Annotated in this window: 21 protein-coding genes; 8 read left to right on the forward strand and 13 right to left on the reverse strand. The window is 72.3% G+C overall.

Annotated elements, in window-relative coordinates; genetic code table 11:
• The first annotated feature begins 61 nt into the window (after nucleotides 1-61).
• A complete protein-coding gene (locus AB0B40_RS19555; protein WP_362264733.1) occupies nucleotides 62-1897 on the forward strand; it encodes an NAD(P)-binding protein in 1836 nt (611 codons plus the stop codon).
• 28 nt (nucleotides 1898-1925) lie between these two features.
• Here the strand turns inward: AB0B40_RS19555 and AB0B40_RS19560 are convergent, their stop codons facing one another.
• Nucleotides 1926-3731 carry a prolyl oligopeptidase family serine peptidase gene (locus AB0B40_RS19560; RefSeq protein WP_362264697.1) on the reverse strand — a complete coding sequence of 602 codons (1806 nt, stop codon included), beginning with the start codon at nucleotides 3729-3731 and terminating at the stop codon, nucleotides 1926-1928.
• Nucleotides 3732-3940: 209 nt separating this feature from the next.
• Between AB0B40_RS19560 and AB0B40_RS19565 the strand changes: the two genes are divergently transcribed.
• Complete coding sequence (locus tag AB0B40_RS19565; RefSeq protein ID WP_362264699.1) at nucleotides 3941-4732, forward strand: SURF1 family protein; 792 nt, start codon at nucleotides 3941-3943, stop codon at nucleotides 4730-4732.
• 151 nt (nucleotides 4733-4883) lie between these two features.
• On the opposite strand, the gene AB0B40_RS19570 is transcribed toward AB0B40_RS19565, so the two are convergent.
• The 7 genes from AB0B40_RS19570 to AB0B40_RS19600 all read right to left on the reverse strand — a co-directional run bounded on the left by AB0B40_RS19570 (nucleotide 4884) and on the right by AB0B40_RS19600 (nucleotide 11354).
• Nucleotides 4884-6017: a hypothetical protein gene (locus AB0B40_RS19570; RefSeq protein WP_362264701.1), complete on the reverse strand. Its 1134-nt coding sequence runs from the start codon at nucleotides 6015-6017 to the stop codon at nucleotides 4884-4886.
• Nucleotides 6018-6160: 143 nt separating this feature from the next.
• Complete coding sequence (locus AB0B40_RS19575; RefSeq protein ID WP_345055016.1) at nucleotides 6161-6841, reverse strand: SigE family RNA polymerase sigma factor; 681 nt, start codon at nucleotides 6839-6841, stop codon at nucleotides 6161-6163.
• A gap of 324 nt (nucleotides 6842-7165) precedes the next feature.
• Nucleotides 7166-8242: an aspartate-semialdehyde dehydrogenase gene (locus tag AB0B40_RS19580; RefSeq protein WP_362264704.1), complete on the reverse strand. Its 1077-nt coding sequence runs from the start codon at nucleotides 8240-8242 to the stop codon at nucleotides 7166-7168.
• Nucleotides 8242-9513 carry an aspartate kinase gene (locus AB0B40_RS19585; RefSeq protein ID WP_345055021.1) on the reverse strand — a complete coding sequence of 424 codons (1272 nt, stop codon included), beginning with the start codon at nucleotides 9511-9513 and terminating at the stop codon, nucleotides 8242-8244. Before AB0B40_RS19585 ends, AB0B40_RS19580 begins: the two co-directional genes overlap by 1 nt.
• Nucleotides 9514-9681: 168 nt before the next feature.
• Nucleotides 9682-10344 (reverse strand): DUF5063 domain-containing protein, encoded by a 663-nt coding sequence (locus AB0B40_RS19590; RefSeq protein ID WP_345055024.1) that lies wholly within the window; start codon nucleotides 10342-10344, stop codon nucleotides 9682-9684.
• Nucleotides 10337-10936, reverse strand: a complete 600-nt coding sequence (gene recR, locus AB0B40_RS19595) for a recombination mediator RecR (RefSeq protein ID WP_345055026.1) — start codon at nucleotides 10934-10936, stop codon at nucleotides 10337-10339. Before recR ends, AB0B40_RS19590 begins: the two co-directional genes overlap by 8 nt.
• Nucleotides 10937-11009: 73 nt before the next feature.
• Nucleotides 11010-11354: a YbaB/EbfC family nucleoid-associated protein gene (locus AB0B40_RS19600; protein WP_094215804.1), complete on the reverse strand. Its 345-nt coding sequence runs from the start codon at nucleotides 11352-11354 to the stop codon at nucleotides 11010-11012.
• A gap of 261 nt (nucleotides 11355-11615) precedes the next feature.
• Here AB0B40_RS19600 and AB0B40_RS19605 point away from each other — a divergent pair, with 261 nt between their 5' ends.
• The gene (locus AB0B40_RS19605; RefSeq protein WP_345055033.1) at nucleotides 11616-12365 is read left to right on the forward strand and encodes an SLATT domain-containing protein; all 750 of its coding nucleotides are present in this window, start codon (nucleotides 11616-11618) and stop codon (nucleotides 12363-12365) included.
• A 302-nt stretch (nucleotides 12366-12667) separates the two neighbouring features.
• On the opposite strand, the gene AB0B40_RS19610 is transcribed toward AB0B40_RS19605, so the two are convergent.
• Complete coding sequence (locus AB0B40_RS19610) at nucleotides 12668-14800, reverse strand: serine/threonine-protein kinase (RefSeq protein ID WP_362264707.1); 2133 nt, start codon at nucleotides 14798-14800, stop codon at nucleotides 12668-12670.
• A 234-nt stretch (nucleotides 14801-15034) separates the two neighbouring features.
• Here AB0B40_RS19610 and AB0B40_RS19615 point away from each other — a divergent pair, with 234 nt between their 5' ends.
• The 3 genes from AB0B40_RS19615 (at nucleotide 15035) to AB0B40_RS19625 (ending at nucleotide 18004) form a co-directional block, all read left to right on the forward strand.
• The gene (locus AB0B40_RS19615; protein WP_345055037.1) at nucleotides 15035-16390 is read left to right on the forward strand and encodes an aspartate aminotransferase family protein; all 1356 of its coding nucleotides are present in this window, start codon (nucleotides 15035-15037) and stop codon (nucleotides 16388-16390) included.
• A gap of 155 nt (nucleotides 16391-16545) precedes the next feature.
• The gene (locus AB0B40_RS19620) at nucleotides 16546-17241 is read left to right on the forward strand and encodes a GntR family transcriptional regulator (RefSeq protein ID WP_345055039.1); all 696 of its coding nucleotides are present in this window, start codon (nucleotides 16546-16548) and stop codon (nucleotides 17239-17241) included.
• A 112-nt stretch (nucleotides 17242-17353) separates the two neighbouring features.
• Nucleotides 17354-18004 (forward strand): hypothetical protein, encoded by a 651-nt coding sequence (locus AB0B40_RS19625; protein WP_345055041.1) that lies wholly within the window; start codon nucleotides 17354-17356, stop codon nucleotides 18002-18004.
• Nucleotides 18005-18083: 79 nt separating this feature from the next.
• On the opposite strand, the gene AB0B40_RS19630 is transcribed toward AB0B40_RS19625, so the two are convergent.
• The 3 genes from AB0B40_RS19630 to AB0B40_RS19640 all read right to left on the reverse strand — a co-directional run bounded on the left by AB0B40_RS19630 (nucleotide 18084) and on the right by AB0B40_RS19640 (nucleotide 21674).
• Nucleotides 18084-19907 carry a 5'-nucleotidase C-terminal domain-containing protein gene (locus tag AB0B40_RS19630; RefSeq protein WP_345055044.1) on the reverse strand — a complete coding sequence of 608 codons (1824 nt, stop codon included), beginning with the start codon at nucleotides 19905-19907 and terminating at the stop codon, nucleotides 18084-18086.
• Nucleotides 19908-20094: 187 nt separating this feature from the next.
• Complete coding sequence (locus AB0B40_RS19635; protein WP_362264710.1) at nucleotides 20095-20307, reverse strand: hypothetical protein; 213 nt, start codon at nucleotides 20305-20307, stop codon at nucleotides 20095-20097.
• A gap of 83 nt (nucleotides 20308-20390) precedes the next feature.
• The gene (locus tag AB0B40_RS19640) at nucleotides 20391-21674 is read right to left on the reverse strand and encodes an adenylosuccinate synthase (protein ID WP_345055048.1); all 1284 of its coding nucleotides are present in this window, start codon (nucleotides 21672-21674) and stop codon (nucleotides 20391-20393) included.
• Nucleotides 21675-21871: 197 nt separating this feature from the next.
• On the opposite strand from AB0B40_RS19640, the gene AB0B40_RS19645 reads away from it, so the two are divergent.
• Both AB0B40_RS19645 and AB0B40_RS19650 read left to right on the forward strand, forming a co-directional pair.
• Entirely contained in the window at nucleotides 21872-22711 is an 840-nt protein-coding gene (locus tag AB0B40_RS19645) for a diacylglycerol kinase (RefSeq protein WP_362264712.1), read from the forward strand.
• Between the two features lie 125 nt (nucleotides 22712-22836).
• Nucleotides 22837-24348: an APC family permease gene (locus tag AB0B40_RS19650; RefSeq protein ID WP_345055053.1), complete on the forward strand. Its 1512-nt coding sequence runs from the start codon at nucleotides 22837-22839 to the stop codon at nucleotides 24346-24348.
• Between the two features lie 50 nt (nucleotides 24349-24398).
• Here AB0B40_RS19650 and AB0B40_RS19655 read toward each other — a convergent pair whose 3' ends face one another.
• On the reverse strand, nucleotides 24399-25619 hold the full coding sequence (locus AB0B40_RS19655; protein ID WP_362264714.1) for a cytochrome P450: 1221 nt from the start codon (nucleotides 25617-25619) through the stop codon (nucleotides 24399-24401).
• Between the last annotated feature and the right edge of the window lie 6 nt (nucleotides 25620-25625).

The raw sequence follows: 25625 nt of genomic DNA on the forward strand, positions 1-25625 counted from the left end.
ACTCTTTTCCCTCGTGGCGAGCGTTCCGTATCAAGGGGGGCCGGGGTCCCCGCAGGCGCACATGGTGGTGTGCGGTGACGACGGGCTGGCGCACCGGCTGGCCGCCGAGCTGCGCGGGGTCTACGGCGAACAGGTCGTCCTCGTCGTACCGCCCAACGGCCGCACGGCACGGCCGCCCGTGGTCGGACGGGCGCGGGCCGCGTCGGCCGCGCTGTTCGACCGCGTGGTCAGCGCCGCGGTGGGCTCCGTCGGCCGGACGGGCGGGGCCGGGCAGCCCGCCGCGGCGGCCGACGGCGGGCGCGTCGACGGCGGGCGCGTCGGCGGCGAAGGGACGCTGGAGGCCGTCGAGCCGACCGACGCGGTGCTCGCCGAGGCCGGGGTGGCACAGGCCGCCGCGCTGGCCCTCGTGTACGACGACGACGAGACCAACATCCGGGCCGCGCTGACCGCCCGCCGGCTCAATCCCCGGCTGCGACTCGTCCTGCGCCTCTACAACCGGCGGCTGGGCCAGCACATCGAGGAACTCCTGGACCAGGCCGCCGCGCTGGCCGCCGGGGACGGGGAGGGCGGTCCGGGCAGCGGCACCGAGACCTCCACGACGGTGCTGTCCGACGCCGACACCGCCGCTCCCGCGCTGGCCGCCACCGCCGTCGCCGGCACCAGCAAGGTCGTCCAGACCGAGGGGCTGCTGCTGCGGGCCGTGGAACGGCCGCTGTCCGCGGACGGACCCGGCACCGGCGGGCTGTGCACCCTCGCCCTGCTGTCGGGCGGTGACCCGGACGGCGCCGGGGAACAGCAGCCGCGGCTGCTCCCCGACGACGACGAGGTACGGCAGGCCGCCGGACGGCACGCCGTGGTCCTGGAACAGGTCTCGTCCGCGGCCGGTACGCCGTCCGCCGCGCCCAGCCGCCGGATGACCGGCGTCATGCCGCTCGCCTCCCTCTTCTCCCGGCGGCTGCGCTGGTCCCTGGCCGGGCTGGCCGGCTGCGTGGCCGGCCTCGCCGTCGCCCTGTGGCTGGTGACCGGCATCCATCCGCTGCGCGCCTTCTACGTCACCCTCCTCGACCTGTTCGCGATCGACGACCCGGCCCTCGGGGCGTCCCTCGGCCGGCAGCTCCTGCAACTGCTCTCCGCGCTGATGGGGTTGCTGCTCCTGCCGGTGCTGCTGGCCGCCGCGCTGGAGGCGCTCGGCACCTTCCGCACCGCCTCCGGCCTGCGCAGGCCGCCACGCGGTCTGAACGGGCACGTGGTGCTGCTCGGCCTCGGCAAGATCGGCACCCGCGTGCTGACCCGGCTGCGGGAGCTGGACGTCCCCGTGGTGTGCGTCGAGTCCGACCCGGAGGCCCGGGGGCTCGCCACCGCCCGCCGGCTGCGGGTGCCGGTGGTGCTCGGGGACGTCACCCAGGAAGGCGTCCTGGAGGCCGCCCAGATCCACCGGGCCCACACCCTGCTCGCGGTGACCAGCGCGGACACCACCAACCTGGAGGCCGTGCTGTACGCGCGGAGCGTGCGGCCCGATCTGCGCGTGGTGCTGCGGCTGTACGACGACGACTTCGCCACCGCCGTGTACCGCACCCTCCGGGCCGCCTATCCGCACGCGCTGACCCGGAGCCGGAGCGTCACCCACCTGGCCGCCCCCGCGTTCGCCGGGGCGATGCTGGGACGGCAGGTACTGGGGGCGGTCGCCGTGGAGCGCAGGGTGCTGCTGTTCGCCGCGGTCGACGTGGACAGGCACCCCGAGCTGGAGGGACGCACCGTGGCGGAGGCGTTCCGGGCAGGGGCCTGGCGGGTGCTGGCACTGGAGGGCCGGACCGACACCCCGGCCGGCCACCTGCTGGCGAAGGGCGACAGGGTCGTCGTCGCCGCTACGCGCAGAGGGCTCGCCGAGTTGCGGTGAGCCCTCCGCGGGCGGGCTGGAAACCGCCCTACGCGGCCAGGTGCCGCTGCGCGAAGTCCAGCTCCAGTCGCACCTGCTTGATCCGCTCCTCCACCACCAGCGAGCCGTGCCCCGCGTCGTACCGGTACACCTCGTGGACCGCGCCCCGGGCCTCCAGTCTCTTGACGTAGTTGTCGATCTGACGGATCGGGCAGCGCGGGTCGTTGACGCCCGCCGAGATGTAGACCGGGGCCGTGACCCGGTCGACGTACGTGAGCGGGGAGGACGCCTCGAAGCGCTCCGGGACCTCCTCCGGGGTGCCGCCCAGCAGGGTGCGGTCCATGGCCTTCAGGGCCTCCATCTCGTCGTGGTACGCGGTGACGTAGTCCGCGACCGGGACCACCGCGATGCCCAGCGCCCAGGCGTCCGGCTGGGTGCCGACGCCAAGCAGCGTGAGGTACCCGCCCCAGGAGGCGCCGGTGAGGACCAGACGGGCGGGGTCGGCGAGCCCGGAGGAGACCGCCCAGTCGCGCACCGCGGCCACGTCCTCCAGCTCGATCAGGCCGACCCGGTGCTTGAGGGCGTCGGTCCAGGCGCGGCCGTAGCCCGTCGAGCCGCGGTAGTTGACGCGGACCACCGCGTAGCCCTGGTCGACCCAGGCGGACGGGCCCGCCGCGAAGGAGTCGCTGTCGTGCCAGGTCGGGCCGCCGTGCAGGTCGAAGACGGTGGGCAGGGGGCCCGTGGCGCCCGCCGGCTTCTGGATCAGCGCGTGGACGCGCCCGCCGGGGCCCTCCACCCAGACGTCCTCCACCGGCACCGAGGGCGGGCACGCCATGCCCGGAGGGTCCAGCACGACGGTGCCGGCCGTGGAGCGCACCGCCGGCGGCTCGGCGGCCGACGACCACAGGTACTCCACGCTGCCGTCGGGGCGGGCCGTCGCGCCGGAGACCGTGCCCGGCGGGGTGGGGATGCGGGTCAGCTCCCCGGCCGCCAGGTCGTACCGGAACATCTCGCTGCGGGCCTCGAAACCGTGGACGACGAGCAGGGCCGAGCCGTCCGGGAACCACTCGGCGCTGACGTCACCCGGCAGGTCCAGGGCCAGGTCCGTCTCCTCGCCGGTCGCCACGTCCCACACCAGCGGCTCCCAGCGGCCCCGGCGCTGGTGGCCGATGAGCAGCCGGGTGTCGCCCTCGACCGGGGCGAAGCCCAGCACCTCCAGGCCCAGCTCCTCGGTGCCGCCCTTGGTGTCGTCCAGCTCCGCGACCGTCGTACCGTCCGGGCGGAGCACGCGCAGGGCGGAGTGCATGGCGTCGCCGTGCTCGGTGTGCTCCAGGGCGATCAGGGAGCCGTCGTGCGAGAGGTCGCCGACGCCCGCCGACTCGCGGTGCCGGTAGATCTCCACCGGGTCCGCGCCCGCCCGCGCCAGGTGGACGGTCGTGCCGTCCTCGTCCGTGGAGCGGCCGACGACCGCCGTGCGGCCGTCGCGGGACAGGGCCAGACCGGCCGGGTAGGACGGGCCGAGACCGGGCACGGCCGGCTCGGCCGCCCCGCCCGCGAAGGGCTGACGGCGCCAGACCCCGAACTCGTCGCCGTCCTTGTCGTCGAACCACCAGATCCACGCGCCGTCCGGGGAGAGCACGCCGTCCGTCGTGCCGTTCGGCCGGTCCGTCACCTGCCGCTGCTCGCCCGTCGCACGGTCCCAGGCGTACAGCTCGTACGTCCCCGTCGCGTTCGACACGAACAGGGAGTGGTCCGGCGCGTCCTTCGCCCAGTCGGGCAGCGACACCCGCGGCGCCCGGAAGCGCTTCTCCCAGTCCGGCATGTCCGGCGTCTCCGGCATCCTGCTCTCACTCATCGCCCCAGTCATGCGCCCATACTGCCTGGCCGCGCCGACAATTGGGGTGCCGCTGTGCCCAGCCTGTGGATAACTTCCGGATCATGACCGCTCCGGCTACCACCGCTTCCCGGCGGACCATCCGCGCGTCCCGCTGATCTACTCGCTCAAGGCGGCCAGGGCCTGACCCGCGGCCGGGCCGCCGGGCCGGGCGCCGTACCGTGGAGGGCGTGTACCGCTTTCTGCTGACACCCCGCTGGTGGGGCATCAACGTCTTCGTGCTGCTCGCCATCCCGTTCTGCGTCTTCATGGGGTCGTGGCAGCTGAGCCGGTTCGAGGGCCGGGTGCAGGACCACCGCGCCGCGACCGAGCAGGCCGCGGCCGGCCGGGACGAGGCCGCGCGCCCGCTGCGGAGCATGCTGCCCGTCGACAAGAGCACGGTGGGGCGACGGATCACCGCGAGCGGGCGGTACGGCGAGCAGCTGCTGGTGCCCGGGCGGGAGCTGGACGGCAAGCGCGGCTTCTACGTCCTCACCCTGCTGCGCACCGACGCCGGCAGGGCGCTGCCCGTGGTGCGCGGGTGGCTGCCGGGTACGGCGGACTCCGCCAGGGCTCCCGCCGCGCCGGCCGGTGAGGTCACCGTCACCGGTGCGCTGCAGGCGTCCGAGACGCCGGGGGACAACGGGGTGGCCGCCCAGGGCGGGCTGCCCGCCGGGCAGACGGCGGCGATCAGCTCGGCGTCACTGGTCAACCTGGTGCCGTACCGGCTGTACGACGCGTGGGTGACGCTGGACAAGGCCGACGCCGGGATGAGGGCCGTGCCCGCGAGGGCGCCGGACGGTACGGGCCTGGACCTGAAGGCGTTCCAGAACCTCGGCTACACCGGGGAGTGGTTCGTGTTCGCGGGGTTCGTGGTGTTCATGTGGTTCCGGCTGCTGCGCCGGGAGGTGGAGTTCCAGCGGGACGCCGCCCTGGGCCTGGTGCCGGAGAACCCGCAGCAGACACCGGTCGCGAGCGGCTGACCCGCACCGGGAGCCGTAGCGGCCACCGGCCGTGTCCCCGCGGAGCGCTACACCCCGCTGTACCCCCGCGGCGCGCCACGCCCGCCGGTACCCCGCCGTACCCCCGCGGAGCGCTACGCCCGCCGGTACCCCGCCGTACCCCCGCGGAGCGCTACGCCCCCGCCAGTACCCCGGTGTAGTAGACCGTGCCCGCGCATGCCCCCGGCACCACCGCCGTCGCCGTCGGGGCGCCGCCCTGGGCCGTGTGGGTGACGGCGACACTGCCGTCGGCCGTGCCGTCCTCGGTGGCCAGCTGGGTCGTGGGGGCCGCCGCGCCGGTGGTGCCGGTCGTACCGCCGGAGTCGCCTGCCTCCTGGGTCGGCGTCGGGTCCGGCGTGGGGCCGCCCGTGTCGGTGCCCCCGGTGGTGGTGCCGCCCGTGGTGGGACAGGTCTCCGAGGGCACGAAGGCGAACTTCTCCTCGTACGCCGCGCCGGGCTGCAGCACCAGCGTGGCGACCTCGAGGGACGGGTCGGGCAGGGAGGCCGCCGCGTCCCCGGCCACGTGCCGGACTGCGGTGACCTTGGACTGGTCGGCGGCGCCCTGGGCCGCGGGCGTGATGCTGCCGGGGCCGGCGACCGTGCAGGCCGCCTGGGAGACGTTGGTGACGCGGAAGCCGCCGTAGACGACCCCCGCGGAGTCGGGGGCGTTCACGCTGCCGGAGGCGGAGCCCAGCTGGAGCGCCGTGCACATCGGGACGCCCGCGGCCACGGTGGCGGAGGGGTTGACGCTGCCGGGGGCGGTGCCGGTGTGACCGCCCTTGTCGCTCTTCTCGTCGTGCCTGCCGGGATCCTTGCCGGGCGCGACCGTCGCACCCCCCGGTGCCGGCGGGCCGCCCTTGGCGGTGCCCTTGTCCTTGCCCTGGCCGGTGCCGCCCTGGGCCTGGGAGGACTGGCCGGCCATGGCGGTGTTGGGGTCGCTGCCGCCGGCCTGGGAGACGTGCACGAGGGCGGGGATCGCGGTGCCGATGAACAGGGCCGCCGCGGCCATGCCGACCGCCGCCTGCCGCTTGCGGGCGCGGCGTGCGGGGACGGCCCGGCGCAGGTGCTCCAGCGTGCCGGAGCGCGGTTCGATGCCGTCGACCGCCGAGTGCAGCAGGCTGCGCAGCCCCAGTTCGTCCGGAGCGAGCCCGCCGAGCCCGCCGATCCCGTCGATCCCGTCGAGTCCGCCGAGCCCGTCGAGCCCGTCGATTCCTTCGATACCCGGTCCGAGCCTCTTGGGGCCCTTGTGGTCGGGGCCGTGGTTCACTGTTCCGTTCCCAGCGTGCGATTGCGTGTGCTCCGGCCCGTGACGACCCGTCGGCTCGTGCCGGCCGCGGGACTCGTCACGTTCATGGCAGTGGCGCTCATGGGAGTGACCGTCATGGGAATCGCCCCCTTCGGCGTTGCCGCTCATACCGTCTGCTCCATGGCCACCCGCAGCGCGGCGATGCCCCGCGAGCCGTACGCCTTCACCGAGCCCAGCGATATGCCGAGCGTCTCGGCGACCTGAGCCTCGGTCATGTCCGCGAAGTAACGGAGCACGAGGACCTCGCGCTGACGGCGCTGCAGACCCTTCATCGCCTTGATGAGGTCCCGGCGTTCCAGCTGGTCGTAGGCGCCCTCTTCCGCGCTCGCCATGTCGGGCATCGGCTTCGAGAGCAGCTTCAGGCCGAGGATGCGCCGACGCAGCGTGGACCGGGAGAGGTTGACGACCGTCTGCCGCAGGTAGGCGAGGGTCTTCTCGGGGTCGCGGACGCGCTTGCGGGCCGAGTGGACGCGGATGAACGCCTCCTGGACGACGTCCTCGCAGGAGGCGGTGTCGTCGAGGAGGAGCGCGGCGAGACCGAGCAGCGAGCGGTAGTGCGCCCGGTAGGTCTCGGTGAGGTGGTCGACGGTGGTCCCGACGGCCTCGGCCGCCACGGCATCCGCGGGTTCCTCGGCGCCGTCACGCTGACTGGGTATGCGGGCGGGCCGCGCTGCGGGCATGGGCGCGATCACCGGCATGCCGCCGGCCGTGCGGGGCCGGAGCCCTGCGCGGGGGCGCAGTGCCGTGCCGCCACGGACCACACTGAGTTCGAGTACCTCTGCCACGCCAGTTGGACACGCTTCCCCCCTCGGGGGTTGTACGTGCCGGACGTCACATGTGCGACGACCGGCGGTGCCTCAAGTGCCGACATGCGCCCCGCTCTTCCCTTATGTCCCATTTGAACGGGCGTCCCCACGCCCCGATCACGGCGTCCCCACGCCAGGATCATCACGTCCCCAGGTCCCGCAAGGGTGACCGCAAAGACGCTCCCCGCCGTCCGTACGGTTGCGGAAGACGGGGAGTTGAAATCCTCTGCCGCCAAGAGGGACGGTTCAAGTGGTTCGGACCATGCTCCCGGCCACACTTCTTACGCAGAGCCTACAAAGCCGTCAGGTACGGGCGGGCGGCTCCGCCGTCTCCGCCGCGATCAGCTCCGCGATCTGCACGCAGTTCAGCGCGGAGCCCTTGCGCAGGTTGTCGCCGCACACGAAGAGTTCGAGCGCGGTCGGGTCGTCCAGCGCCCGGCGCAGGCGGCCGACCCAGGTCGGATCGGTGCCCACCACGTCGGCCGGGGTGGGGAACTCGCCCGCGGCCGGGTCGTCACAGAGCACCACGCCCGGCGCGGTGGCGAGGATCTCGCGGGCGCCGTCGACGCCGACCTCGCGCTGGAAGCGGGCGTGAACGGTCAGCGAGTGCGTGGTGACCACCGGCACCCGTACACAGGTCACGGCGACCGGCAGCCTGGCAAGGCCGAGGATCTTCCGGGACTCGTCGCGGACCTTCATCTCCTCCGACGACCAGCCGTCCTCCCGGAGCGACCCGGCCCACGGCACGACGTTGAGCGCGACCGGCTCCGGGAACGGCCCGGTGTCGTCCCCGACGGCCCGCCGTACGTCCCCCGGCTTGGTGCCCAGCTCGGTCCCGGCCACCAGCGACAGCTGGGCCCTGAGCGTCTCCACACCGGCCCGCCCGGCCCCGCTCACCGCCTGGTACGACGACACCACCAGCTCGCGCAGGCCGAACTCGGCGTGCAGCGCGCCCAGGGCGACGATCATCGTCAGGGTCGTGCAGTTGGGGCTGGCGACGATCCCGCGCGGGCGGGACCGTACCGCGTGCGGATTGACCTCGGGGACGACGAGCGGCACGTCCGGCGCCAGCCGGAAGACACCGGAGTGGTCGACGACGACCGCGCCGCACGCGGCGGCGACCGGCGCCCACTCGGCGGCGACCTCGTCCGGGACGTCGAACAGCGCGATGTCGACCCCGGCGAAGGCGTCCTCCGTCAGGGCCACCACCTCGACCTCCTCCCCGCGCACGGCCAGCTTGCGGCCGGCCGAGCGCGGTGAGGCGATCAGACGGATCTCACCCCAGATGTCCGCGCGCTGGGACAGGATCTGGAGCATGACCGTGCCGACGGCCCCGGTCGCTCCCACGACCGCGAGCGTCGGCCTGCCGGTCAGTGCCATCAGCGGCCCGTGCCCCCGTAGACGACGGCCTCGTCGGTGTCCGAGTCGAGCCCGAAGGCGGTGTGCACGGCGCGGACGGCCTCCGGCACGTCGTCCTTGCGGGTCACGACCGAGATCCGGATCTCGGAGGTCGAGATCAGCTCGATGTTCACGCCCGCGTCGCTCAGCGCCTCGAAGAAGGAGGCGGTGACGCCCGGGTTCGTCTTCATTCCGGCGCCGACCAGGGAGATCTTGCCGATCTGGTCGTCGTAGCGCAGCGAGTCGAAGCCGATGCCCGGCCTGTTGCGCTCCAGCGCGTCGATGGCCTTGCGGCCCTCGGTCTTCGGCAGCGTGAAGGAGATGTCCGTCAGGCCCGTGGAGGCGGCCGACACGTTCTGCACGACCATGTCGAGGTTGATCTGGGCATCCGCGATGGTCCGGAAGATCGCGGCGGCCTCGCCCGGCTTGTCCGGCACGCCGACGACCGTGATCTTGGCCTCGGAGGTGTCGTGCGCGACACCGGAGATGATGGCCTGCTCCACCTTCTGGTCCCCAATCGGCTCACTGCTGACCCACGTGCCCTGAAGTCCGCTGAAGCTGGACCGGACGTGGATCGGGATGTTGTAGCGGCGGGCGTACTCCACACAGCGGTGGAGCAGCACCTTGGACCCGGAGGCCGCGAGCTCCAGCATGTCCTCGAAGGAGATCCAGTCGATCTTCTTCGCCTTCTTCACCACGCGCGGGTCGGCGGTGAACACGCCGTCGACGTCGGTGTAGATCTCGCAGACCTCGGCGTCGAGGGCGGCGGCGAGCGCCACGGCCGTCGTGTCGGAACCGCCACGGCCCAGCGTGGTGATGTCCTTCTTGTCCTGGCTCACGCCCTGGAACCCGGCGACGATCGCGATGTTGCCCTTGTCGAGGGACTCCCGGATCCGGCCCGGCGTGACGTCGATGATCCGGGCTTTGTTGTGGACCGAGTCGGTGATGACGCCTGCCTGGCTGCCGGTGAACGACTGGGCCTCGTGGCCCAGGTTTTTGATCGCCATCGCCAGCAGGGCCATGGAGATACGCTCTCCGGCGGTCAGCAGCATGTCGAACTCCCGGCCGGCAGGCATCGGAGACACCTGCTCGGCGAGATCGATCAGCTCGTCCGTCGTGTCGCCCATCGCGGAAACGACGACAACCACCTGGTTGCCGTTCTTCTTCGCTTCCACGATCCGCTTGGCGACGCGCTTGATGCCCTCGGCATCGGCTACGGAGGAGCCTCCGTACTTCTGCACGACAAGGCCCACGTGCGCTCCTCGCTCGGTTCGTTTATGTCGGCTCAGTCTATCGAGCGTCCGAATTCCACCACCCTGCTCCCGCATGGTGAGACATCGGACGCCCGCGACCGGCACCTGCCCAGCCTGCGGCGGAGCACGCGGCAAAGTGCCCCGGCTCACACCGGGCGGGGCCCGGCGCTACTCCCCGCGCCGGATACCCAGCGGAGCGCCGATCTCCTGCGCCATCACCCGGCCGGCCTCGAACTCCAGGGTCTCGTCGCCGATGTCCGCCTGGTCGGTGTCCAGGCCGTCCAGCTCCTCCAGGGGCTGGTTGAGGCGGACGTGGATGAGGACGGACTGCAGGGCCCGCAGCACCGCGGAGGCCGTGGGGCCCCAGTTGGAGAAGTAGGAGAACTGCCACCACCACAGCGCCTCGGTGGTGCGGCCCGCGCGGTAGTGGACCATGCCGTGCCGGAGGTCGGTGATGATGTCCGCGAGATCGTCGGAGATCCGGGCCGGCACCGGGGCCTTGCGCGGCTCGTACGGGTCGAAGACCTCGGAGTAGACGTCGACGGGCTCCAGCAGCCGGGCGAAGTTCTCGCGCAGCTGGTCCAGGTCCGGCTCCGGGCCCGGGTCGGGCTCGTAGCGGTCGTCGGGGACGATGTCCTCGTGCGCGCCCAGACGGCCGCCGGCCAGCAGCAGCTGGGAGACCTCCAGGAGGAGGAAGGGGACCGTCGATCCGGGTTCGTCGCCCCTCGCCACCTCCGTGACGGCCACCAGGAAGCTTTCGACCTGGTCCGCGATCTGGACCACGAAATCGTCCGGGTTCTGCGTCGAGTCGTGCAGCGTGGCGTCAGACATCTAGCAGTCGTCTCCCCTCGAAGGCGCGGCCGAGGGTCACCTCGTCCGCGTATTCCAGGTCGCCACCCACCGGGAGGCCGCTGGCCAGGCGGGTGACCTTCAGGCCCATGGGCTTGATCATGCGGGCGAGGTACGTCGCCGTCGCCTCGCCTTCCAGATTCGGGTCCGTGGCCAGGATCAGTTCCGTGACCGTCCCGTCGGCCAACCGCGCGAGAAGTTCTCGTATACGCAGGTCGTCGGGTCCCACACCCTCGATCGGGCTGATCGCGCCGCCGAGCACGTGGTACTTGCCCCGGAACTCGCGGGTGCGCTCGATCGCCACGACGTCCTTCGGCTCCTCCACCACGCAGATGACGGCGGGGTCGCGGCGCGGGTCGCGGCAGATGCCGCACAGCTCCTCCTGCGCCACGTTGCCGCAGGTCGCGCAGAAGCGGACCTTCGCCTTCACCTCAAGGAGGGCCTGCGCGAGCCGCTTCACGTCCGTCGGCTCGGCCTGCAGGATGTGGAAGGCGATCCGCTGCGCGCTCTTGGGACCGACGCCGGGCAACCGCCCCAACTCGTCGATGAGGTCCTGGACCACGCCTTCGTACAACGGACTGCCTTTCCTGGAGACCTTTCGGTACGTACCGTAGTTGGCTCCCGCCTCCGCTTGGAAGGCGGAGTCCTCAGAACGGCAGACCCGGGATGCCGCTGCCGCCGCCCAGCCCCTGGGCCAGCGGGCCCAGCTTCTGCTGCTGGAGCGTCTGCGCGTTCTCGTTGGCCGCCTGTACGGCCGCCACGATCAGGTCGGCGAGGGTCTCGGTGTCCTCCGGGTCCACCGCCTTCGGGTCGATCTTCAGCGCGCGCAGCTCGCCGGCACCGGTGACGGTCGCCTGCACCAGACCGCCGCCGGCCTGCCCGTCGACCTCCGTGTTCGCCAGTTCCTCCTGCGCCCGCTGCAGGTCCTGCTGCATCTTCTGCGCCTGCTGGAGCAACTGCTGCATGTTGGGCTGGCCACCACCGGGGATCACGATCAGCTCCTCGCCGTCTTCCGCGTCGTCGTCTCCGACGATTTCTCCGTCTCAATGAGCCTACGTGGTCCACGCGGTCACTGCCCCGCCACTCTTTCGAGTGAGAACGACGGCAGTCGTATACCTGATCAAGGCCCTCTTACGGGCGGAAAAGCGGGGAAAGCTCCCTCTGCGCCACCCGTTGGGCGGTAGGAAGGTGACCGCGCGTCGGCATGGAATGTCACGCAACGTGACCGGTCGTGAGCAGTTAGGGAGTGCCGGGTGGGTCAGCCGGAGATGCAGCCCGAGGGTCCGCCTCAGGACGGGCGGGGCGAGGGTGCGGCCGGGCTGCGGCCGGGCGATCTGACCGGGCACGCCTTCCCGCTCGGGGACTGGGGCGAGCCCGCCGAGCGGCTGGACGAGCTGTACCGGTGGGTGGAGCGCCGGGCGCTGGAGACCTCCGCCTGGTATCTGCGGGACCGGGTCTGGAAGCGGCGCGGGGCGCGCGTGCTGCGGGCCGGGGCGGCGACCGGAGCCGTGGCCGGGGCGGCACTGCCCCTGCTGGACCTCACGGGGGCGGCCGGCGGGGTGGCACCCTGGGGCTGTCTGGCGCTGCTGCTCGGGGTCGCCTGCGTCGGCGTCGATCGGTACTTCGGGGTCACGTCCGGGTGGATGAGGGACGTGGCCACCGCGCAGGCGGTGCAGCGTCGGTTGCAGGCGTTGCAGTTCGACTGGGCGTCGGAGTGCGTGCGGGAGGTGCTGGGACCGGCGGAGGGCACGGCGAGCGAGGCGGCCGAGCGGTGCCTGTCGGTACTGCGGCGCTTCTCGGAGGACGTCACGGAGCTGGTCCGCACGGAGACGACGGACTGGATGGTGGAGTTCCGTACCGGTACGGCCCCGCTGGGCATCCAGACGGCGGTGGCGTCGGTGCCACGTCAGGAGGCGGGCGGCCCGGGGGCCCGGTTCCCGCTGCCGCCGGCGAACGGAACCCGCCCCAACATGCCCCGGCAACGGCCACCGGAGCCGCGCTAGGGCCCCGGAGCCGCTTCCCGCCCCGCGCGTGTCGGCGGCGGTGCCGAAACGGCCGACGGCACCGCAGTCCCCAGGGGCCCGGGGACCTGCGCGACCGGCCACGACACACCGCACCCCACGACGCACCGGCACCCACGCCCGGCGGCGCACCGCTGTCGGCGTCGACGCGCGCGGTTTCGTCCCCTCCGGTGTCCAGCACGGCACATGCCCGTGCGTGCGGATGACGTCCTGGCCGTTCCCCGGGAGAGGTACGCCCGCCGTTCAACGACCGCACCGCTGCCGGGAGTCGGCGGCCGTCCCGGTCACTTCCTGTCGTACGTCAGGCTCTCCCCGCCGCCCGCCTTCGCCCGCTTCAGCCGCCCGCTCGGCAGCAGGGTGATGTCGGTGGCCTCGCCCGGGGTGCAGGAGGAGACGGGTTCACCGGTGGTGACGGTGGACGGCCCGATCTTCAGCGGCCCGTCACCGCTGGGCTGTTCGGCCAGTTCCGCCTCGAACACACAGTGGTACGACCCACCGCCCTCGGCCGGGCCGTCCGCGACCAGTGTCAGGACGTCGTCCCCCACCTTGCCCTGCCGGATGGTCAGCTCACGGGAGTTGGCCCCGCCCGCGTTGACGATGGTCGTCCGCCAGGTGCCCAGATAGGCGTCCGGTACCGCCCCGGCGCCGGTGGCGGAGGCCGACGGGGACGGGGACGGCGTCGAACCGGTCGGCGTGGGCGCTCCGGAGCCGGACGACGGCCCGGAGCCGGTGGCGGGCGCGGGGCCCACCGCGCCGCCGCCCTTGCCGTCGGGACCGCTGCCGTTCTTCATCAGCGCGTACACGGAGCCGCCCGCGCCCAGCGCCACCACCAGCGCGACCACGACGAGCAGTGCGGTGGACCGGCCGCCGCGCCGCTCCGGCTCCGCCGGGGTCCCGGCAACCGGCGGCCCGTACGGCGGCGTGGAACCGAGCCCGCCGTCGGCATAGGGGTGGTACGACTGCGGCCCCGCTCCCCAGCCCCCGCCGGCACCGGGCTGTTGCGGATACCCGTAGGCGGCGGGCGGCTGGGCGTGCGGATGCTGCTGGGGGTGCGGATGCTGCTGCGGGTGCGGTGCCCCGTACGCGGCTCCCGGTACGGCCCCGAACCCCAGAGGCGTCGGCGGCGGGACGGACGGCGGGGGCTGGGCGGAGACGACGGTGGGCGAGCGGTCGCCCCCCGCCGGCCCTCCGTCGGAGACGGCGGCGTGTTCAGGGGACGCCCCGGCACCACCGGACGACACATCGGATGCGGCGGCACCTGACGGCCCACCGCCCCCCTCACTCCCGGAGGGCACTCCCGCCGGGGCGCCCGCCGCATCCGCCGACGGCGCCCGGTCCGCACCGGCACTCGCTGCCGACGGTGACGGCGGCACGGGCGGTACGGAGGGGAAGCCCTCACCGGACGCACCCGAGCCCGGTGAGGCCGCCGCACCCGAAGCCGCGGCCGAACCGGCGGACGCCCCCCGCTCGGGGTTCTCCACCTCCAGCAGCCGCACCGCGTGCCGCCCCAGCTGCGCGACCAGCGAACTCGGCAGCCACGGGTCCCGGGACCGGCCCGCGACCACGGTGTCCTCCACCCCGGTCCGCTCCAGGACCACGTCCAGCGAGGGCCGCGCGCCGGGGTCCTTCCGCAGACAGTCCCGCACGAGGTCGGCGACCCCCTCCGGCACCCCCGTGAGATCCGGCTCCTCCTGGGCGATCCGGAACATCAGGGCGTGCGCCCCGCTGCCGGCGGTCCCGAACGGCAACCCCCCGGTCGCCGCGTACGCGAGCACGGACCCGAGGCAGAACACGTCGCACGCCGGGGTGATCCGGTCCCCCCGCACCTGCTCGGGCGCCATGAACCCGGGTGACCCGACGAGCGAGCCGGTCCGCGTGAGTCCTTCCCCACCGCTGGTCGCCGTCTCCAGCGCCCGCGCGATCCCGAAGTCGATCACGCGCGGCCCGTCGATGGTCACCAGCACGTTCGACGGCTTGAGGTCCCGGTGCACGATCCCGGCCGCGTGGATGTCCTGCAAGGCCTGTGCGAGCCCCGCCGCCAGGATCCGTACCGACCGCTCGGGCAGCGCCCCGTGATCACGCCCGACGACCTGCTGCAGGCTCGGCCCGGCCACGTACCCGGTCGCCACCCACGGCACGGCCGCCTCCGTGTCCGCGTCCAGCACGGGCGCGGTCCAGTACCCCCCGACCCGGCGCGCGGCCTCCACCTCCTGCCGGAAGCGGGCCCGGAACTCCTCCTGCGCGGCCAGTTCCTCGCGGACGACCTTCACGGCGACGGTCCGCCCCCGGTCCGACCGGGCCAGGTAGACGTGCCCCATGCCGCCCGCGCCGAGCCGCGCGAGCAACCGGTAGGCCCCTATCTTTCCCCAGCCTCCGGCCGGGGGGACCCCCAGATCCCCGGGTCCGAGATTCTCCATCCCCGCGCCGCCTTCCCCCCCTGTGGTTCCCCGGCGATCGAGAATAGTGCGCTGGTACGACCGGGAGCCCGGGCCCCCGTCTACGGTTCCGTAACAGGCGCTCCCGGGGCCCCTCCGCCGCCGCACGGCCGGGCCTGCCCGCCGTACCCGTCGACAACCTGTCGCGGATTGCCCCCGTCCAGGGAACAAGACGCCGATGTCGCTTGCGCATCGCGGACATTTACCCTCGCGGGCATGACCCCTCAGCCCAGCCCCGAAGCCGGCGCCGCAGTGAAGGCCGCGGACCGCGCGCACGTGTTCCACTCCTGGTCCGCCCAGGACCTCATCGACCCGCTCGCCGTCGCCGGCGCCGAGGGGTCGTACTTCTGGGACTACGACGGCACGCGGTACCTGGACTTCACCAGCGGTCTCGTCTACACGAACATCGGCTACCAGCACCCCAAGGTCGTCGCGGCGATCCAGGAGCAGGCCGCGAAGATGACGACCTTCGCGCCCGCCTTCGCGATCGAGGCACGCTCGGAGGCGGCCCGGCTGATCGCCGAGCGGACCCCCGGCGACCTGGACAAGATCTTCTTCACCAACGGCGGCGCGGACGCCGTCGAGCACGCCGTGCGCATGGCCCGTCTGCACACGGGCCGTCCGAAGGTGCTCTCCGCCTACCGCTCGTACCACGGCGGCACCCAGCAGGCGGTCAACCTCACCGGCGACCCGCGCCGCTGGGCCTCCGACGGCGGCACCGCCGGTGTCGTCCACTTCTGGGCGCCGTTCCTCTACCGCTCCCGCTTCTACGCCGAGACCGAGGAGCAGGAGTGCGCCCGGGCGCTGGAGCACCTGGAGACGACGATCGCCTTCGAGGGTCCGGCGACGATCGCCGCGATCATCCTGGAGACCGTCCCCGGCACCGCCGGGATCATGGTTCCGCCGCCCGGCTACCTGGCCGGCGTGCGTGAGCTGTGCGACAAGTACGGCATCGTCTTCGTCCTGGACGAGGTGATGGCCGGCTTCGGCCGGACCGGCGAGTGGTTCGCGGCCGACCTGTCCGGCGTGGTCCCCGACCTGATGACCTTCGCCAAGGGGGTGAACTCGGGCTATGTCCCGCTCGGCGGTGTCGCGATCTCCGGGCGGATCGCGGAGACCTTCGGCAAGCGCCCGTACCCCGGCGGCCTGACCTACTCCGGTCACCCGCTGGCCTGTGCCGCCGCCGTCGCCACGCTCCGGGTGATGGCGGAGGAAGGCGTCGTGGAGAACGCCCGGCGGCTCGGTGAGACCGTCGTCGGCCCCGGCCTCGCCGAGCTGGCCGAGCGGCACCCGAGCGTCGGCGAGGTGCGCGGTGTCGGCATGTTCTGGGCGCTGGACCTGGTGAGGAACCGGGAGACCCGCGAGCCGCTGGTGCCGTACAACGCGGCCGGCGAGGCCAACGCCCCCATGGCCGCGTTCGCCGCCGCCGCCAAGAAGCACGGCGTGTGGCCCTTCGTGAACATGAACCGCACGCACGTCGTCCCGCCGTGCAACGTCACCGAGGCCGAGCTGAAGGAGGGCCTGGCCGCGCTCGACGCCGCGCTGAGCGTGGCGGACGAGTACACCGTGTGACGACCCTCGCCGAGGGTGACGGGTGTGACCGAACCGTGGCTGCCGTCGGACCCGTCCCAACGCGTAAGGTGACGTGCTCGTAAGCAAGTGGGACCCGCGTAGATCGCGAGTCCGTACGAGTACGTCACCCGGACGTGTGAAGAGAGGCACGGATCATGCCCGGCAACGGCACCGTGACGCGCAGCACCCTGCGCCAGCAGATCGCGGACGCGCTCCGTGACGAGGTGCTGGCGGGACGGCTGCGCCCGGGCCGGGCGTTCACCGTCAAGGAGATCGCCGACCAGTACGGCGTCTCCGCCACCCCCGTCCGTGAGGCGCTGGTCGACCTGTCCGCGCAGGGCATCCTGGAGGCCGACCAGCACCGCGGCTTCCGGGTGCCCGAATACTCGGTCACCGACTACCGGAACATGATCGAGGCCCGCAGCCTGGTCACCGACGGCATGTTCCAGGCCCTCACCGCCGGCCACCCCGCCTTCCGGACCCCGCCGGACGACCCGCGCACGGCCGCGGCCCTGGCCACCGTGCGCCGCCGCGGCGAGGAGGCCCAGCGGGCCGCGACCGCCGGTGACCTCAGCGTCCTCATCGGCTACGACCTCCGGTTCTGGCGCGAGCTGAGCGCCCTGTTCGGCAACCCCTACCTCGGCGACTTCCTGCACCGCCTGCGCGTGCAGTCCTGGGTCTGCGCGGTGCAGTACCTGCTGCGCCTGCCCGGCCTGCGCGGCCGGCTGTGGGCGGGGCACACCGACCTGGTCGACGCGCTGGCCCGGCGCGAGGCCGAGGCCGCCCGAGCGATCGTCGCCGCCTCCAACGCCCACTCCCTGGCACTGCTGGAAAACCTGACCAGCGGGTAGATGACCGATACGGGCCGTCCGGGGGGAGCCGCCCCGCGGCCGTACCGACTACCCTGCCCTGACCACCTGCTGCCGTGCGTGACACGCGCTTGCCGATGCGAGGAGCCCTCTTTTGGCCTGTGACCTGTGGCTGGTACCGCTCGTGGACGTGTTGTGCCACACCCCGGACAACCCCTTCGCCGAGGAACTCGCGCAGTACGACAAGGCGTTGGCCGAGGCCGGCCTGCCGCCGGTGCCGGTGTACCAGTACATGCCGGGCCTGTCCGGTGACGTCGCCCCGGTCGCCGGCTTCGACTACGACGCCCTGCACTTCCTGCGCCGGGCGTACCTGCTCCAGGTCTGCGGGCTGCCCGTGACACCGGTGGACGAACTGGGCGGCGACTACGAGCAGCTGCTGGAGATGTTCGAGTCCACGGCCCAGCAGTCGCACCTGGTCTGGCACTACGACCACGCGGGCGCGTACGTACCGGTCGACTTCCCGCACCCGCTGTCGAACGAGGAACTGCTCGCCGGCGGCGGTCCCTTGGGCAGCGCCCAGACCCTGCTCCGGGAACTGCAGTACGTCGCCCCGGCCATCGGCATCGACCCGGCGAACCCCCCGGCGGCCCCGGCCCCTCCGGCGGCGCCGACCGAGCTGGAGGAACCGGCCGTCCCGGCCCCCTACGACCCCAGCCCCTTCGCCCGCGAACGGCACGTCTGGCTGGGCCTGCACGCGGCGGCGACGCGGTCCCTGGCGCAGGGCTCGATGATCGTGTTCAGCTGAGCGGCCCCCTGGAGCGCCGGCATGGCGCCGCCTGACCGCCTCCCCCCGTGCGGCGGAGGCGGTCGGAGACGGCGCGGCCTCAGAAGACCGGCGTGCCGTTCTGCGTCAGCTTCCAGTTGGTGACCGCGAAGTCCGCCGGGTCGAGCGTCTTCTTCGCCGTCACGTAGTCGATCATCAGCTGGCGGATCTCGTTGGTCGAGCTGTAGGCGATGTCCGCCGACGCGATGTGCGGGTAGCCCGAACCCCCGTTGGCCCGGTAGTTGTTGACGGCCACGACGAAGACCTGGTCGTCGGCGACCGGGGCGCCATTGCAGGTGAGGTTCCTGATCCTTGAGCCCTCCGGCTGCGCGATGTCGATCTCGTAGCCGACGCCCGCCGCCGTGTCGTACATGTAGTCCCAGAAGCTGTTGGCGTTGGTGAGGGTCGCGGTGTCGACCTTCGTGCCGGCCGGCACCTGGTGGTAGTACTTCGCCGCGAACTCCAGGTAGGCCTTCAGCTGGGCGCCCGTCAGCTTCTTGCCGTACAGGGTGTTGTCGTAGATGTAGAGCCCGGCGATGTCCTTGATGGTGACGCTGCCCTGCGGGATGTCGGCCGTGCGGCTGAAGGGCGCGGCGACGGAGATCAGCGGGAGCGCCGCGTCGGCCGCCGACAGCCCGGACTTCACCGTCTCCATCTGGACCTTGTGGATGAAGTCCATGATCGGGACGTCCTTCCAGCAGGAGTCCGCCGCGGAGAGGTCCTGCGTGCAGGTGCCGACGGCCGTGTTGACGTACTTCACGACCAGTTCGTGGTCGGCCTCCAGGAGTCCCTTGATCTCCGGGTCCTCGGCGACGTCCTTCGGGTTGAGGGTCTGCGCCTTCTTGCTCGTCACCTTCCACCGTCCGTGGTGGAGTTCGAGCTCGAAGTCGAAGACGCTGAGGCGGTAGCCCCAGCAGTACGGCTCGGACAGGAGCACCTCTTCGCCGGTCTCCGCGTTCTTCACCGTGTACGAGGGGACCTCCACGTGCGTGTGGCCCACCAGGATCGCGTCGATGCCCGGGACCTGCTCGGCGACGAGGTTGGAGGCGTTCTCCACGTAGGGGAGGGAGTCGCCCCAGGACGAGGAGCCGTCCAGGCCGGAGTGGTCGGTGAGGAAGACGACGTCACAGCCGAGGGCGCGCAGCCGCGGAACGTACTTCCTCGCCTGCTCCACCAGGCCCGGGAACACCATCTTCCCCTGGACGTTGTCCTTGTCCCACAGGGCGATGCCGGGGTTGGTGAGGCCGAGGATGCCGACCTTGATGTCCGGCGCGCCCGGCACGCAGATCCGCTTCACGGTGTACGGCCGGAAGGCCGGCCGCAGTGTCTTCGCGTCGAGGGCGTTGGCGCCGAGCAGCGGGAAGTGACACTGCTCCTCGAACTTCCGCAGCACCTCGATGCCGTAGTTGAACTCGTGGTTGCCGAGGGCGGCGGCGTCGTAGCGCATGTGGTTCATGGCGACGGCCATCGGGTGCCTGGGGCCGCGCTTGCCGTCGGTGCCGGTGATGGGGTCGACGCGGGCGAAGTAGTAGGCGAGCGAGGTGCCCTGGATGATGTCGCCGGCGTCGACCAGCAGCACCCGGTGCTCGCCCTTGGCCTCGCGCTGCTGCTTGATGAGGGTGGCCACCCGCGCGACACCGACGGAGTTGCCCGCCTTGTCGGTGTAGGCGGCGTCCTTGTAGTAGTCCCAGTCGAAGACGTGGCTGTGCAGGTCGGTGGTGCCCAGGATGGAGAACGACCAGGTGCGCGGGGCCTTTTCGGGCCGGTGACCGGGCTCGGCCGCCTGCGCCGTGCCGCTGCCGGCCGCTCCTGACGCGGCCACGGCGGCGCCGGTGACGGCCGACTTCTTCACGAACTCGCGGCGGTTCATGGGACTGAGGGGCATGCGAGGCTCCTGGGAAGGGCTGGGTTGAGGAGGTGCTGTGCAAGTGCCGTGCGGGGGCTACCCGCGTAGATGCTTCACGCACCCCCACCCCCCGGGAACCAGGACAAGGTCATGCCCAGGTCAAGGATGGTTCATGGGCGCCTCGTGCGGTGCCGTGCCGGACCGCCGGGTCACGGACGGGCCCGGGTCACGGACGGGCGACGAGCCGGATGTCCGGCGGCCACAGCACCCCGCTCGCCACCAGCAGAGAAGGACCGAGATGGATGGGGCACACCCGTAGCGGCGGCCTGTTGTGCCGGGCGACCTCGAAGACGGCGGGCTCGGAACAGTCGGTGCCGGCGGCCTGAACGCCTTCGCCGGCGTACGGTCCCCGGCAGCGTACGTCCCGGTGGATGCTCATACTCCGATTGCACCCCGCCCAACGGCGGAGCGCCCGCCGACCGGACCCGAAAGGCCGGTCGGCGGGCGCTCCCGCACGGGTGCCTACAGGAACGAGTTGATCTCGATCGTCTCGTCCCGGCCCGGGCCCACGCCGATCGCGGAGATCGGGGCGCCGGACATCTCCTCCAGCGCCTTGACGTAGTTCTGGGCGTTCTTCGGCAGGTCGGAGAAGGACTTGGCCTTCGTGATGTCCTCCGACCAGCCGGGCAGCGTCTCGTAGACCGGCTTCGCGTGGTGGAAGTCGGTCTGCGAGTACGGCAGCTCCTCGACGCGCTTGCCGTCGATCTCGTACGCCACGCAGACGGGGATCTGCTCCCAGCCGGTCAGCACGTCCAGCTTGGTGAGGAAGAAGTCCGTCAGGCCGTTCACGCGGGTCGCGTAACGGGCGATGACCGCGTCGAACCAGCCGCAGCGGCGGTCGCGGCCGGTGGTCACGCCCCGCTCGCCGCCGATGCGGCGCAGCGCCTCGCCGTCCTCGTCGAAGAGTTCCGTGGGGAACGGTCCGGCGCCGACGCGGGTCGTGTACGCCTTCAGGATGCCGATGACGCGGCTGATCTTCGTCGGGCCCACGCCGGCGCCGGTGCACGCACCGCCCGCGGTGGGGTTCGAGGAGGTCACGAAGGGATACGTGCCGTGGTCGATGTCCAGCAGCGTGCCCTGGCCGCCCTCGAACAGGACGACCTTGTCCTCCTCCAGGGCCTGGTTGAGGATCAGCACCGTGTCGGCGACGTACGGCTTGATCTGCTCGGCGTAGCCCAGCAGCTCCTCGACCACCTGGTCCACGGCGATCGCGCGCCGGTTGTACAGCTTGGTGAGGATCTGGTTCTTGACGTCGAGGGCCGCCTCGACCTTCTGGGTCAGGATCGACTCGTCGTAGAGGTCCTGGACCCGGATGCCCACGCGGTTGATCTTGTCGGCGTAGGTCGGGCCGATGCCGCGGCCGGTCGTACCGATCTTGCGCTTGCCGAGGAAGCGTTCCGTCACCTTGTCGACGGTCACGTTGTACGGCGTGATGATGTGCGCGTTACCGCTGATCATGAGCTTGGACGTGTCGACGCCACGCTCGTTCAGACCGCTCAGCTCGGAGAGCAGGACCGACGGGTCGACGACGACGCCGTTGCCGATGACCGGAACACACGAAGGCGAGAGGATTCCGGAAGGGAGAAGGTGGAGGGCGTACTTCTGGTCGCCCACGACCACCGTGTGGCCGGCGTTGTTACCGCCCTGGTAACGCACCACATAGTCGACGGAGCCGCCGAGCAGGTCCGTCGCCTTTCCCTTGCCTTCGTCACCCCACTGAGCACCGAGCAGCACAAGTGCGGGCACGCGCGTACACCCCTTCCGGGCGGGGCATGTCCAAGGTCGGGGGCGTGGGCGTAAGGTTCACCGCCGCGTACCACCGCGACCGTCGCTGGTCGCACAACCGTCGGACCGGATGCCCCGGAATAGACGAAGCCCCTGGCGCAATAGCGCAAGGGGCTCTTGCACAAAGATGCTACCCGAGGAAGCGAGGCAGGACCGAGGTGGCGACTTTCGCGACGTCCGATCAGCTGCTGGTGATCATCGATCCGGCGGCACGGCAGGCGGACGGAGAGTCCGTACGGATCGCGAAAGACGTGCTCAGCGCGGGTGCGGCGGCCAAACTGTGTCTGCCGGAGGGGCCGGACGAGTTCGCCCGCGCGCTGGGCCGCAGGGGGTCCCGGCGGCCGGTCGTGATCGGCGACGGACGGGCCCTGGCCCGGGCCGTCGCGCTGCTGCACCGGCGGCACGAGCTGGCCGGATGCGCGCTGTCGGTGGTGCCGGTGGGGGACACCGCGCTCGCCGAGTCGCTCGGGGTGCCCGGAGGCCCGGTGGCGGCGGCGCGGGCGGTCCTGGACGGCGTCGAGCGGCGCCTGGACCTCCTGGTGGACGACAGCGACGGCGTGGTGCTGGGCGCGCTGGGTATTCCGCCGGCGCCGGTGCGGGCGGCTGCCGCCGAGCCCCTGGCGGTCTTCTCGGGCCGCTCCTGGTACCGCTCCCTGGCGCGCACCCTGGCCCCCCGGCCCGTCCGGCTGTCCGCCGTGCCGCCCTCCCGCGCGGCCCGGCTGCGGGTGGAGGTCGACGGGGACAGGGTGGTCGACCTGGACCAGCCGGTGGAGGCGGTGTCGGTGACGCCGGGCACGGGCGGAGCGGCTTCGGTGGTGGTACGGCCGCTGTCGGTGGGCGCGGAGGCGACGCCCCTGCTGGCCCGTGGCCGCACGGTGACGGTCACCGGGGCGGACTTCCGCTACCGGGCGGACGCGACCGTGTCGGGGCCGGTACGCAGACGGACGTGGCGGGTGGCGGAGGGCGGCTGGGGGCTCGTCCTGCCCGCCGAACGGTGACCCACCCAGCCCCCTAAAGGTCTGGTGACAAATATTTAACCGGGCCGACCCCTTCCCGTGCCCACCCTTCGTCCACCATCCTGCTCCATCAGTACGCACGGACCGGACACGGAGGGGGCCACCCGATGGCTGTGGACGAGGGCGTTGCCCCGCAGACCGAGAGCGGCGACGACACAACGCTTCACCGGCTGAAACCCAACGCCGTCGGCCTGCTGGGCGTGGTGTTCATGGCCGTGGCCACGGCCGCGCCGATCACCGCCATGACCGGCAACGTGCCCTTCATGGTGTCGTCGGGCAACGGCGTCGGAGCACCCGCGAGCTATCTCGTGGCAATGGTCGTCCTGGCAATCTTTTCCGTGGGTTTCACCTCGATGGCGAAACACATCACGTCCACGGGCGCCTTCTACGGATTCATCTCCTACGGCCTCGGCCGCACCGTCGGTCTCGCCTCCGGGCTGCTCGCGACCTTCGCGTACGTCGTCTTCGAACCGGCCCTGATCGGTATCTTCTCCACCTTCGCCACCACCACCCTCAAGGACCAGACGGGCCTGCACGTGCCCTGGTGGGCCTTCGCCGTCCTGATGCTCGCGGTCAACGCCACCGGCACCTGGTTCGGGGTCAGCGTCGCCGAGAAACTGCTGGTGGTGCTGTTGGCGACCGAGGTCACCGTACTGGCGGCCATGGCCGTCTCCGTCGCCCTCCACGGCGGCGGGCCGCACGGGTTCACCTTCGCCCCGGTCGACCCGGTCAACGCCTTCAAGGGCACGTCCGCCGGGCTCGGGCTCTTCTTCGCCTTCTGGTCCTGGGTCGGCTTCGAGTCGACGGCGATGTACGGCGAGGAGTCCCGCGACCCCAAGAAGATCATCCCGAAGGCGACGATGATCAGCGTGCTCGGCGTCGGCGTCTTCTACGTCCTGGTCTCCTGGATGGCCATCACCGGCAACGGCGAGGCCGAGGCCGTACGGGCCGCGTCCTCCGCCAACCCGCTCGCCATGTTCTTCGACCCCACCGAGCGCTACGTCGGCCACTGGGCGGTCGACGTCATGCAGTGGCTGATGATCACCGGCTCGCTGGCCTGCGGCATGGCCTTCCACAACTGCGCCGCCCGCTATCTGTACGCCCTGGGCCGGGAGGGCGTCGTGCCCTCGCTGCGGCGCACCGTGGGGCGGACCCACGCCCGGCACGGCTCCCCGCACATCGCCGGCCTGGTGCAGACCGCCGTCAGCGCGGTGCTGATCGGCGCCTTCTGGGCCGCGGGCAAGGACCCCTACACCGGTACGTACGTCCTGCTCGCGATCCTCGGCACCATGGCGATCCTCGTCGTCCAGGCCGTGTGCTCCTTCGCGGTGCTGGCGTACTTCCGCTCCCACCACCCCGAGAGCCGGCACTGGTTCCGCACCTTCACCGCGCCGCTCGTCGGCGGTATCGCGATGCTCGCGGTCGTCGTCCTGCTGGTGTCCCACATGGGCGCGGCGGCCGGGCCGGAGTCGGGGTCACTGGTGCTGAAGGCGACCCCGTGGCTGGTGGGGCTGGTCGCGGCCACCGGCGTCGGCTGCGCCCAGTACCTCAAGCGGCGCTCCCCCGAGCGGTACGCGCTGCTGGGGCGGACGGTGCTGGAGGAGACGAAGGAGCGGTGAGCGTGGCCGGGCGGCCGTACCCCGGACGCCCCGGCGCACCTCAGCGCACCTCAGCGCACCTCCACCCGGAGCGCCGCGGGCCCCCGGATCACGAAGCCGGGCTTGCGCTCCGGCTCCGCCGCCAGGGCCAGCGTGGGGGCCTGCTCCAGCAGGGCCGTCATGGAGGCCGCCAGCTCCATACGGGCCAGGGGCGCGCCGATGCAGTAGTGGATGCCCGCGCTGAAGGAGATGTGCGGGTTGTCCTCGCGGGCGAGGTCCAGGCGGCCGGGGTCGGCGAAGACCGCCGGGTCGTGGTTGGCGGAGCCGAAGAGCATGGCGATCTCCGAGCCCCGCGGGATCGTCGTGCCGTCGATCTCGATGTCCTCCAGCACCCAGCGCTCGAAGAGCTGGAGCGGGGTGTCGTAGCGCATCAGCTCCTCGACCGCGGACGGGACCAGGGAGTGGTCGGCGCGCAGGGCCGCCAGCTGGTCCGGCCTGCGGAACAGCGCCCACCAGCCGTTCACCGTGGCGTTGACCGTCGCTTCGTGCCCCGCGTTGAGCAGCAGCACCGCCGTGGAGACCATCTCCTGCTCGGTGAGCCGGTCGCCCTCGTCATGGGCCGCGATCAGGCCCGACATCAGGTCATCCCGCGGCTCCTTGCGGCGGTCCGCGATCAGCCGGCGCAGATACTCCGAGAACTCCTGCGACGCCCGCACCGCCCGCGCCGCCGTGTCCGCGGAGGGGTTCAGCTCGTACATCCCGCAGATGTCCGCCGACCAGGGCCGCAGCTGCGCCCGGTCCGCCTGAGGGATGCCCAGCATCTCCGCGATCACGGCCACCGGCAGCGGCTCCGCCACGTCCGCCAGCAGGTCCCCGCCGCCGTTGCGGACGAGACCGCCGGCCAGCTCCCTCGCCAGCCCCCGGACGTACGGCTCCAGCCGCTCCACCGTGCGGGGGGTGAACGCCTTCGACACCAGGCGCCGGATACGGGTGTGGTCCGGCGGCTCCAGGTCGAGCATCCCGTGGTCGTTGAGGGTGTGGAACGGCTCGTGCTCCGGCGGGGGCGCGCTCCGGCCGAAGTCCTCGTGCGTGAACCGGTGCCGGTAGGTGCGGCCCAGCCGGCGGTCCCGCAGCAGCGCCGAGACGTCCGCGTGGTGCGGGACCAGCCACTGGTCGGTCGGGTCGTACCGGATCACCCGGCCGCGCGCCCGCAGCTCGGCGTAGGCGGGGTAGGGGTCCGCGAGGAAGTCCGGGTCCCAGGGGTCGAAAGCGAGGTCGGTGGGGCCAGCCATGCGGGG

Origin of the sequence: Streptomyces sp. NPDC042638, assembly GCF_040647235.1 — a bacterium.
GTDB classification, from domain to species: Bacteria; Actinomycetota; Actinomycetes; order Streptomycetales; family Streptomycetaceae; genus Streptomyces; species Streptomyces rameus.